An 8,736-nucleotide genomic window follows, 5' to 3' on the forward strand; every position below is an offset into this window, starting at 1 on the left:
TCCAGAAGTAGTCGTTGATCCCCTGCTGCGGACGCTGGTGGAAGTCGCGACCGGCCCAGATATAGGCGTTGGGGTTTGATTCGAGGACGTTAGTGACGCCGACGTAGGCCTTTTTCAGGTTAACTTCGTCGCTCCAGTGGTCGAACATGACGTTAATATCCCAGATAGCGCCCTGGCTGCTCTTAAAGGCTTTGGTAATCTGGAATTCGCCGCCGTTACCTTCGTTGCCGAGACGGCCGATTGCCGACGCGCCGTTGTAGGAGCCGTCGACGCCGACGAACTTCTGGTCGCCGGTCTGGAACTGGGCGCCGTAGCGGGCGTAGCCGCTAAACTTCAGGCCGAATGGAATGGCCATATCCGGCGAGGCTGCGGTGGTCTGTGGGTTGGTGATGACATCCACCTTTTTATCGGCGGCGGCATCGATTTTGGCCTGACGGTCGGCCAGCGCTTTATCCACGGCTTTCGCCACAATGGCGTCGATTTGTTCCTGCGTAAATTCTTGTGCCATGACAGAGGAAAGCGGGCACAGCGCGGCAATAGCCGCCACGGCTAATGGCAGTTTTTTTATAGTTTTCATGGTTATCTCAAATTAATTATATTTTCAGACAATAACCATCCCGTTCTGGGGTAAATTGAAAAGATACCGCCAAAACAAGCTGATTTTATTTTTATTTGCGCAGAGGTACAGTTAAATAAATCGGGTAATAGGCTTCCCCCTATTCGATATAATTAAATATCAGCATGGATATCGATGAATAGTCTGTTGCAATAATCCACGCACGAACAAAAATGATGGAGGCTCGACATCTGCAGCACGGTCAAGGTCATAGACTGCCGTATTTTGCTTACAACCTTGCCGCTCTGCCAGGTCTACCCTGGTGCGCCATCGCATCCCACGGCAGATATCTGGCATTCTCTATCACGCGCTGACGTAAGGCGGGCAGCATTCATCAGCGGCCCCCCTTTCTTCACGACAGTAAGCGGATATTCCGTTAATTATTTAATTAGAGCGTAATTCCCCTGCGTCCCAGCCATAATGACCAGTTGGCGTTAATGAATCACCGAGCTCCTGATAAGCGAAATCATAAAAATCTGCGCTGACCTCATAGCCAGAGTAGTCGACTGCCGCCAGGCCAACGAATGCCCCGGTAAAGAACCCGCCATAGCTTTGCAGGACATAATCGTCTGAAAGTATTGCGGCATCCAGCGTGACCGGAATTTGAGCGAAGCTGATCCCGTCAAAGCTATATTCATAGCTGTACGTTTGCTTGCGAACTTTAGTGCGGAACCAGACATACTCGGTACCTTCGGGGATCTTGATGGCATCATCTTTTAAATAAGAGGTGTATTTGCCGCGATTATTTTCACCTATTTCGATGACTGAGCCATTAATTTCATTCCAGGTGATGAACACAAAGCTCCAGTGGCGATCGTTATAGAAATTCGTTAACCCCGCCATTTGTTGATAGCTGAATGGGTTAAATTTGACCTTAACCTGGGCATCAAAATAGAAGGCTTGCCAACGTCGGGCAATAAGCGACAGGTCATGGGTATTCGCTAAAGAACCCTGACCAATCAACGTCAGCTTGCCATCGCCTGTGGTACCCATTTTTTTGGTGAACGGAACGCGGAGCGTATTCCAGTTGCGATCGAGGGTCGGCGTTGTAAAGGCATCATGCTGACTGTGATCTGTTGCGCTTTCGGTGTAAATGGCATCCTCCGGGCCTTCAACAAACGTTTTTCCACCGTGGCCGCCTTCAACGCGCGGCCAGCCCTCTTCATCCCAGTACACTTTTTGGATCGACGTTTCTCTGCCCAGCGTTGACCAGCCGCGAGGATCGTAGACAGACTCGCCTGGACGATTCCACGGACGCGCGCAGAGCGAAGCGTAATACCATTCACCAGCAGGCGTTGACACCAAAGAGCCGTGGCCCTGCTTCTGGATGTAGCTGTCCGGCGTATCGACGTTGGTTAGGAAAACTTCCCCCGGTGCCGTGGTAAAACTGTGGGCATCTAAGGTCTTAGAACGCGCGACAACCTCCTGATGGGTGAATACGGTCCCTCCCTGAGCGGCGAAAAGATAGTAATATCCGTTCAGTTTGTAGAGATGCGGCCCCTCGACAAGCGCAACGGCAGTGCCGCGATAGAGAGTTCGTGCTGTTTCCGGTTTTAACTTTAATGTCGTGGTATCAAGCTCAGTTAACGTAATGCCATCGAACGGGTGATGATATTCTCGATGGTCCCAGGTTTGCTGAACGATATATTTACGCCCGTCATCGTCATGGAACAGTGAAGCATCGAAGCCGACGCCATTGAGTTTGACAGGATCCGACCATGGGCCACGAATATCCGTCGCGGTGGTCAGATAGTTGGTCATGTCTTTAAAGGCACCTTCCGTGACTTTCACATCCGTATACACTAGCCAGAATTTGCCATCAGCATAAGAAAGAGCCGGAGCCCAGATGCCACCTGATGAAGGGTTACCTTTCATATCTAACAGCGCGGTTGTGGACAAGGGACTGGGGAGAAGATCCCAGTGCTGCAGGTCCTTTGACTCATGTAAACGCACGCCAGGAAACCACTCAAATGTAGAGTTTGCGATATAGTAGGTGTCATCTACACGAATAATACTGGGGTCCGCATTAAATCCAGGTAACACCGGGTTTTGAATAAGCGTCATAGCAATCTTCCTTTATATAATTCTCTAATTTAAATTTTTGCAATTTAATTCAAACTTTAACTATACCCGTACCTCGTCAAGCTGACGGTTGATCTCTGTGACGTTTTTATCTGAGATAGGATAGAGTTGAATGACGATCATCGAAACAACGGATAAAGCAATCGGGATCCACACCGCTGTCATAATAATTCCATCGATAGCATTGGCACTTTGTTGAGCACCGGTTTCGCTAAAGCCATACGCAGCCAATAACCATAAGGGAATCGCGCCGCCAATAGTAAACCCAATCTTGAAGAAGAGGCCCATGATCGCATTAATAATCGCCGCATTGCGCTTGCCGGATTTCAATTCGCCATAGGCAATCACTTCCGGGACCAGCGCCCACATAAAGCCCGTCGCCGAGGTTAAGCCCCATTGTTTAATGAACGTGGCGATGTAGGCGAGCCACAGGGCGTCATGCATGCCTTCGCGTGACCAAACGTAAGTCAACAACTCACCCACAATAAACATGGCAAGGAAAAGATGGAAGAACCCTTTTTTGCCAAAAATTTTCTTGAGTTTGGGCCAAAAAACAGGAAAGACAATGCCCGGAATTGAGGCGATAAGCCCCACCGCCCCCATCCATTCTGAATGGCCAACAACAAACTGATTAAAGAAACCGTTCACCGTGTTCATGAAGAACATGAAGGTAAAGGCCAGCATGAAAAACAGCCCCAGAATAACAAGCGGTCGGTTATTTTTCAGCTCAAGAAATAGATCGGTTGTTTTTACGTTGGCCGTTTGCTCTGCCGTCGCGACCACCCGCTCCCTGGTAAATTTATAACAGAAGAAAAGTGCCGCGGCGCCTAGTACCATATAAACTGAGTACACGCCAAACCACGCGTAATTGGCGGATGGATCGGTATAGTTCCCCATATTGAGTTCAAAGCCAAAAAAGCCGGTATCCTTAAGGCTTCGATCTTTGGGCGAAGCGATTTGTACAAACATCGGGAACAGGGTATAGACAAGCAGGTTCGCACTGTTTGCCAGCATCATTCGGGTACTGGTCAGTTTATCAATGGACTCAGGATCGCGCGTCAATGACGCGTTAAGAGAACCATAGGGAATATTCACCACTGAATAGACTAAATCCAGTGCCAAATAAATAATAAAGGCAAAAGGAACGGAACCCCGGACGCCAGGAATAGGAGCAAACAGCAATGCGGAAAGAATAACGAGCGGAATACCCGCTCTTAAAAGCCAGGGGCGATATTTACCAGCACTTGAACTTCTTCTGTCAACGTAGGTCCCGACCATCGGATCCCAAAAAACGTTAACTATGCGGACAAAAAGAAATATAAACCCGGCCGTAGCGGTGCTGATGGTATTTACCGTCAGCATGTGTAGAGCAAGAAAACCGCCAATTGTACCAAAGACGAGGTTTTGCGCAAAATCCCCCATTCCATAACCAATGCGCTCACCCCGCGTTAATTTGTGGTACTCGTCATGCCGATTTTGAATTATGTCTTTACGCATTCTAATCAGGTCTCCGATTGTTTTTGTAAATGTGAAGCACTTTTTGACACAGATAACCGCGGAGAATCTATTGCGTTTTTATATTAATTAGTTACGTTTTTTTACTTTTGTGATCATTAAAACGCAGGTTTTCTTAGTCCACGCAACAAAAATATGGACCTGGTCTCCCCAATGTCCGGGCAGGACGTATGTACACGACAAAACCGGCATTTTATTTCAGCGCCGGTCAGCGCCTGCCGAAAGCTGAATTCTACATGACCGTCAGCGGGGGGAATACATGACTCGACTTTTTGCGAGATTGCTCACATTTGAGCAATCTCTTAATCGGCGAATGAAATAACGTAATTGATCAACCGATGATGAAAAATAGAGGATAGCCGCAGCTATTGACCTTCCGCGCCCTGAATGATGGAGTTCATTGTGCAAACTTATTTCGATCGACTCGACGGCGTACGTTTTGCAGTCCCTAAGGCAACAAACCCGCAGGCTTTTCGCCATTGCGGCCCGGATGAAATTGTGCCGGCAAACGGCCGGCAGAGCATCGGCGCTTTGCCGCCTGGTATTGGCACATCTTGTGCTGGAAATGGAGCTGGCCGGGTTTACCCCGGTGAGCTCGTTTAATCCGTACTGGGACGTGAGCGGGCGCACCTTTGCCGATGACGATGGCTATCGGGTGGTCCTGCAGAACAGATCCTGGTCATCGGTCTGGAATCAACGCGTAGAGCCGCTCAGCCCGCACGGTTTGTGCCTCTGTTCAGCAGCGCCAGCGCGACGGCGGCGGAGAGCGCAACGGCAGCCGCGCTCGCCAGATAGACGGCGTTAATGCCCCATTTTCCCGCCAGGGCGCCGGCCAGCGGAGCGGTTATCCCTAAAGAGACATCAAGGAAAGCAACGTACGCCCCCATTGCCAGACTGCGGGTTTGCGGAGGAGCGCGGCGTACGGCTTCCACGCCAAATCCGGGAAAAGCCAGCGAGTAGCCAAAGCCGGTAAGCGCCGCGCCAAGATAGGCCAGGGAAGCCGTATCGGCTCGCCAGATAAACAGCTGACCCACGGCCTCAATCACCACGCAGATCAGCGCAACCCTTGCGCCGCCCAGCTTATCGGGCAGATGACCGAAGGCAACCCGCGCGGCGATAAAGGCCAGGCCGAAAGCGGTAAAGGCCAGCGAGGCGTTCCCCCAGCTGTGGGCGGTAAACAGCAGCGCGATAAACGCTTCGATAACGCCGAAGCCGACGCTGCACAGGGCGAGGCCTAATCCCGGCTTCCAGACGGCGCTAAGGACGGTATAGAACGAGGTTTTCTCCGTCGCCAACGGGGCAACGCCGCGAACTCTGGCAATGGCCAGCAGAGCAATAAAGGGGACCAGCAGCACGGCAAGCGACAGGCCAAAGAAGCCGCCCCAGGCGTTAAAGGCCACCCCGAGCGGAGCGCCTGACGCGTAGGCGCCGTACATCGCAATCCCGTTCCAGGACATCACTTTACCGGCGTTTCGCGGGCCCACCAGCCCGATTCCCCAGCCATCGCGCCGGTCACCAGCAGGCTTTCGCCCAGCGCCAGCACGATGCATCCGGCCAGCAGGATCCACACGCTAACGCCGGGGCTGGTCGTAAACAGCAGCGAGAGCAGATACAGGATCCCGGACCCGGCCGTCACCAGCAGGCCGATAACCATCGCGCGTTTCGCGCCGTGGATATCGGCAAAGTTGCCGGCCCAGGAGCGCGAAAGCAGCGCAGCCACGAACTGCGATCCGATGACCAGCCCCACCACCAGCGTACTCTGCCCCAGCGTACCGTGCAGATGCAGCGGTAATACCGGCAGCTGCATGCCAATAATCAGGAAACCAATATAAACCGATATCACAATCGGCAGTAAGGTCAGGAACACGGACCTGACCTGCGGTACGGTGTGAGTCAACGCCGCGGAAGTTTGATTTTGTTGTTCAGTCATAAGTGAATTCATTCAATGCGGGGATAAATAGCGGGCCGAAGGGCGTCCTCCCCTTCGGCTCTTGTGCCCTGTTGCGGGCTCTTTTTCATCTCGTACGCAGCGAGAGCTCAACGTCATCCGCAAAGGGCACGGACAGGTAACCGTGTTGCGGATCGCGCACGTACTCCAGATATTCGGCGCTGTAGTCGGCGTTATCGGCGATGATAAGCGCGCCGGGGCGCAGACGGCTTTCGAGGAGCGCCAGAATCTCCGGATACAGCGCTTTGGCGCCGTCCAGCAGCACCATATCGATGGTCTCCGGCAGATTCTGCGCCAGGGTTTGCAGCGCATCGCCTTCGCGAACATCGACCAGGGCATCAAGCCCGGCCTCTTTCAGGTGCTCGCGGGCCCGCAGCACCTTATTCGGCTCAAACTCGCTGGTTATCAGCAGGCCGCCGCCGTTATCCTTCAGCGCGGCGGCCAGATGGATCGCGGAAATACCAAACGAGGTCCCGAACTCCACAATATGCTGCGCGCGAATGCTGCGGGCCAGCATATAGAGCAACGTCCCGGTCTCCGCGGCGACGGGGAGCCAGAGATCCTTCAGATGACCATAAAGCTCGCGATATTCGGTTTTGCTGGTCATCATCCGCTCGCGGTCGGCGCGAGGAATGCCGGAGAACGCCGCGCTTGCGGCCCCGTTTGCCTGTTTAAACAGGCGTTCCAGTAATGCCGCCAGCGGCGCGGAGGTCAGCGTGGTTGACATAATTAATCCTTCAGAAGTTGTGTGGTTTACGCCTGCGGCATAAAATGCGAATGATTCGTCATCTTTTAAAGAATACGATCAATTATTCGCATTAACTATTCGCGTTCCGACTCGGGAGAGAAGCGTCATGTCACCTGCTAAAAGCAAGTTGATTTCATTGAGGAAAAAACCAAAACAGGCCCGCTCAACCGAGCTGGTATCGGCGATTATTCAGGCCGCGCTTCAGGTTTTAGAAAAAGAGGGCGCGGTACGCTTTACCACCGCGAGGGTGGCAGAAAAGGCGGGAGTGAGCGTCGGGTCGGTATATCAGTATTTCCCCAACAAAGCGGCGATTCTGTTTCGCTTACAAAGCGATGAATGGCAGCAGACGACGGCCATGCTCAGCGGGATCCTCGGTAACGCCGATCGTCCTCCGCTCGACCGATTACGCATTCTGGTGCACGCCTTTATCCAGTCGGAGTGCGAAGAGGCGGGACTGCGCCAGGCGCTCAACGACGCCGCGCCGCTCTATCGCGACGCGCCCGAGGCCACAGAAAATAGAACCGCGGCCGATAGCGTCTATCGCCACTTTATTGAGGAAGTCCTTCCCGACGCCTCGGCGGCCAGGCAGCAGCTGGCCTGCGAGCTGTTGACGACAACGCTAAGTTCGGTGGGCAGCGGTTTCTCATCCAGCCCACGCACGGCCGAAGAAATTAGCCGCTTCTCCGATGCGATGGCGGATATGTTCAGCGCCTGGCTGAGAGAGACCGCGCAGGAGGACGCCAAGCGGCGGTAAGGGCAAAGCGCTCTACCTGCCAGCCGCCGGCGGGGCGACAAATTTAGCCCGACAGCTTAGGGTTTAGCGCGTACAATGCGGCACCCGGTCTTTCTGACGAAAAGGCCCGAGTCTCCCGTTTTCAGACCTGACGCCAGGCGGATAAATGAAGCAAATTACCCTCAGCGATATGCAGCAACAGCGCGAAGCGGCGGCGAGTTCACCGCGCCTGCGCGCGCACCGTAACTTCCACCCACAATTAAGCGATCCGGTACAGCGTTTAGCCGTTGCGATGGAGCCCGGAACCTACGTTCGCCCCCACCGCCATCCGCACACTTTTGAACTGCTGCTGCCGCTTAGCGGACGCTTTGTGGTGCTGAATTTTGATGACCAGGGCCGCGTCACCCGCCGGGTGATTTTAGGGGAAGAGTGTGCGGCGCTGGAGATGGATGCCGGGACCTGGCATGCGGTACTCTCGTTAGATCCCGGCGGGATTATTTTCGAAGTGAAACACGGCGGCTATCGGCCGGTGGCGGCCGAGGATTATGTCTCCTGGGCGCCGGCTGAAGGCGAGGCGGGCACCGCGGAGCTGATGGCATGGTACCGCCAGGCGCAGGTTGGCGATGGCGCTTTTACCCTGTAGATTCGCTGGCAAAACGTTCTAACGTCCAGCACAGCGACAGCATTCTCGCCGTCGGCTACGCCTGGTAAGCTCGCGCTAGCGCCCCTCTCCTTCAGCGTTCAGCCCTGCAGCCACCTCCAGCGCCATGGCGCTAAACGCCCGTGCGGCCGCGCTCTGCCAGGCATCCTTATGCTGCAGCAGACAGGCCGTTCTTTCCAGCAGCGCCGGCGTTAGCTCAATGGCAGCCAGATCGTCGCGCTCCCGGACAACGGCCGCCGGAAGCAGGGTCGATAGCGGCGTACGCTGGATAACGGTCAGTACCGCGCTGATCGAGTTCGCCTCCATCCGAACCTGCGGCTCAATCCCGTACCGGCGGCAATAGCGATCGATCCGCTCGCGGGTCGCAAACTCTCCGCTGAGCAATATCAGCGACTCCTGACTCAGCGCTTCCCGCCCCACCCGCGCCTCCGCC

General features: G+C 54.2%; 9 protein-coding genes and 1 pseudogene. 3 read left to right on the forward strand and 7 right to left on the reverse strand.

The window, feature by feature from the left end; genetic code table 11:
* The 3 genes from PFH44_RS22230 to PFH44_RS22240 form a co-directional block, all read right to left on the reverse strand.
* The coding region (locus tag PFH44_RS22230) for a carbohydrate porin (RefSeq protein WP_283826168.1) at nt 1–577 on the reverse strand (577 nt) is incomplete at its 3' end.
* A gap of 423 nt (nt 578–1,000) precedes the next feature.
* Nucleotides 1,001–2,680 (reverse strand): glycoside hydrolase family 43 protein, encoded by a 1,680-nt coding sequence (locus PFH44_RS22235; protein ID WP_283826169.1) that lies wholly within the window; start codon nt 2,678–2,680, stop codon nt 1,001–1,003.
* A 60-nt stretch (nt 2,681–2,740) separates the two neighbouring features.
* Nucleotides 2,741–4,180, reverse strand: a complete 1,440-nt coding sequence (locus PFH44_RS22240; protein ID WP_161795684.1) for an MFS transporter — start codon at nt 4,178–4,180, stop codon at nt 2,741–2,743.
* Nucleotides 4,181–4,778: 598 nt separating this feature from the next.
* Here PFH44_RS22240 and PFH44_RS22250 point away from each other — a divergent pair.
* Nucleotides 4,779–4,892: pseudogene (locus PFH44_RS22250) on the forward strand (VOC family protein); the annotation flags it as partial.
* 31 nt (nt 4,893–4,923) lie between these two features.
* On the opposite strand, the gene PFH44_RS22255 reads toward PFH44_RS22250, so the two are convergent.
* From PFH44_RS22255 to PFH44_RS22265, 3 genes are all read right to left on the reverse strand, one after another.
* Nucleotides 4,924–5,697, reverse strand: coding sequence for an MFS transporter (locus tag PFH44_RS22255; protein ID WP_283826170.1), 774 nt, complete (start codon nt 5,695–5,697; stop codon nt 4,924–4,926).
* Nucleotides 5,670–6,143, reverse strand: a complete 474-nt coding sequence (locus PFH44_RS22260; RefSeq protein WP_283826171.1) for an MFS transporter — start codon at nt 6,141–6,143, stop codon at nt 5,670–5,672. The genes PFH44_RS22255 and PFH44_RS22260 overlap by 28 nt, the downstream gene beginning before the upstream one ends.
* An 85-nt stretch (nt 6,144–6,228) precedes the next feature.
* Complete coding sequence (locus PFH44_RS22265; protein ID WP_283826172.1) at nt 6,229–6,888, reverse strand: O-methyltransferase; 660 nt, start codon at nt 6,886–6,888, stop codon at nt 6,229–6,231.
* A 127-nt stretch (nt 6,889–7,015) separates the two neighbouring features.
* Between PFH44_RS22265 and PFH44_RS22270 the strand changes: the two genes are divergently transcribed.
* Complete coding sequence (locus PFH44_RS22270) at nt 7,016–7,663, forward strand: TetR/AcrR family transcriptional regulator (RefSeq protein WP_283826173.1); 648 nt, start codon at nt 7,016–7,018, stop codon at nt 7,661–7,663.
* Nucleotides 7,664–7,808: 145 nt separating this feature from the next.
* Nucleotides 7,809–8,285, forward strand: coding sequence for a WbuC family cupin fold metalloprotein (locus PFH44_RS22275; RefSeq protein WP_283826174.1), 477 nt, complete (start codon nt 7,809–7,811; stop codon nt 8,283–8,285).
* 75 nt (nt 8,286–8,360) lie between these two features.
* On the opposite strand, the gene PFH44_RS22280 is transcribed toward PFH44_RS22275, so the two are convergent.
* Nucleotides 8,361–8,736, reverse strand: a 376-nt coding sequence (locus PFH44_RS22280) for a LysR substrate-binding domain-containing protein (protein WP_283826175.1), incomplete at its 5' end; no start/stop codon positions are given.

This window comes from Klebsiella sp. Ech2A, from assembly GCF_030078455.1.
Lineage (GTDB): Bacteria > Pseudomonadota > Gammaproteobacteria > Enterobacterales > Enterobacteriaceae > Klebsiella > Klebsiella terrigena.

Excerpts from the sequence above, each read along its gene's own strand:
- PFH44_RS22235 (WP_283826169.1), bottom strand. The coding sequence starts at position 2,680 with ATGACGCTTATTCAAAACCCGGTGTTACCTGGATTTAATGCGGACCCC.
- PFH44_RS22260 (WP_283826171.1), bottom strand. The coding sequence starts at position 6,143 with ATGACTGAACAACAAAATCAAACTTCCGCGGCGTTGACTCACACCGTA.
- PFH44_RS22265 (WP_283826172.1), bottom strand. The coding sequence starts at position 6,888 with ATGTCAACCACGCTGACCTCCGCGCCGCTGGCGGCATTACTGGAACGC.
- PFH44_RS22270 (WP_283826173.1), top strand. The coding sequence starts at position 7,016 with ATGTCACCTGCTAAAAGCAAGTTGATTTCATTGAGGAAAAAACCAAAA.
- PFH44_RS22275 (WP_283826174.1), top strand. The coding sequence starts at position 7,809 with ATGAAGCAAATTACCCTCAGCGATATGCAGCAACAGCGCGAAGCGGCG.